Here is a 1722-nt window from a genome sequence, read left to right as displayed (position 1 = left end):
CCAGCGTTTCAGACACGTTCGTGCTGAACGTGACTGCGGTGAACGACGCGCCTGTGGTCTCTGCGGCCATTGCGGATCAGGCGAGTGCCGAGGACGCGGCGTGGAGCTATCAGGTTCCTGCTGGCGCGTTCAGCGATGTTGATGGCGACGCGTTGGCCTATAGCGCCACGCTTGGTGACGGTTCGGCGCTGCCTTCGTGGCTGACGTTTGATGCGGCAACCCGCACGTTCTCGGGCACACCGCCGGCGAATTTTGTCGGAACGCTCGACCTGAAGGTCACGGCATCTGACGGCCGCGCCAGCGTTTCAGACACGTTCGTGCTGAACGTGACTGCGGTGAACGACGCGCCTGTCAATACAGTCCCGGCCCCTTCCCAGGTTCTGGCCGGCGCTGACCTGCGGCTGTCTGGCATTTCGGTGGCCGATGTTGACGCCGGCAATGCGCCTTTCACCGTCAAGCTGGAGCTCGACGGGAATGGCGTGCTGTCGTTCGGCAGCATCCCCAGCGGCATCAGCGTCACCGGCAACGGCACGGCAACGCTGGTGCTCAATGGCCCGCTCAGCGCCATCAACGACCTGCTGGCCACGCTCGACTTCCGATCCGACATCAGTTTTGTCGGGCAGATCAACGTCAAGGTCACGTCCACCGACGGCTTGCTCACCGACGTCGACAGCTTCGCCATCTCGGTGGCCAGGCTGCAAACCGGCACCGTCATCGATGGCTATGTCTCCGGCGCCACCGTGTTCGTCGATGTCAATGGTAACGGTGTGCTCGACGTTGGCGTGCCAGGCGAGCTAGACGAGCCATCGTCAGTCACCGGCGACGATGGCCGCTTCTCGTTCCCGTCCGTATATGTCGGCAAGTTGGTCGCCTTTGGCGGTGTGAACACCGATACGGGCTTGCCCAACACGATTGTGATGACGGCGCCGAGTGGCGCGGAGATCATCAGCCCACTGACCACGCTGGTGCAGGAACTGGTCGACCTCGGCAAGACTGTCGAGCAAGCGAACGCGATCGTTGTTGCAGCCGTTGGGCTGCCTGCTGACCTTGATCTGACCAAGTACGACATGCAGGGGCAGCCGGATGGCGATCCGGTCGCGTTGATCGCGCAAAAGGCAGCGACCCAGATCGTCACGCTGCTCAACGAATTGAAGGAAGCGGCTGGCATCACGCCGGCCGACGCAGCCGCGTTCGAAGCCAAGCTGATCGAAAACATCGCGGAAGAAATGTTGAATGGCGGTCAGGTCAACCTGGCCGACTCTGACACGCTGGAATCGCTGACCAGCAACCTGGACATTCCGGACGAGGCGCTCGCCACCGGGCTGGAACAGGCCGCAAACGCCAACCAAGCCATCGCCGACGCCACGTCGCTGGCTGAAATCGTCGAAGTGATCCTTGCCAACGCTGGTGGCACGGGTGGAACCGGCGGCACGGGTGGTACCGGCGGTACGGGTGGTACCGGCGGGACGGGTGGCACCGGCGGCACTGGCTCTACGGGTGGCACGGGCGAGACCGGTGGTACGGGTGGCACGGGCGAGACCGGTGGCACCGGCGGTACGGGTGGCACGGGCGAAACTGGTGGCACGGGTGGCACCGGTGGCACGGGCGAAACGGGTGGCACGGGCGAAACGGGTGGCACCGGCGGTACGGGTGGCACGGGCGAAACGGGTGGCACGGGCGAAACGGGTGGCACGGGCGAAACGGGTGGCACCGGCGGTACGG

The 1722-nt window shown here is 64.7% G+C and carries 1 protein-coding gene; it reads left to right on the top strand.

The window, feature by feature from the left end; translation table 11 throughout:
• The coding region (locus ABWP22_RS11570) for a putative Ig domain-containing protein (RefSeq protein WP_353200278.1) at positions 1-1722 on the top strand (1722 nt) is incomplete at both ends.

This window comes from Sandarakinorhabdus sp. (assembly GCF_040398665.1).
Classification (GTDB): domain Bacteria; phylum Pseudomonadota; class Alphaproteobacteria; order Sphingomonadales; family Sphingomonadaceae; genus Sandarakinorhabdus.
Note: the sequence above shows the minus strand (reverse complement) of the source record. Positions and strands in the feature narration are given on the sequence as shown.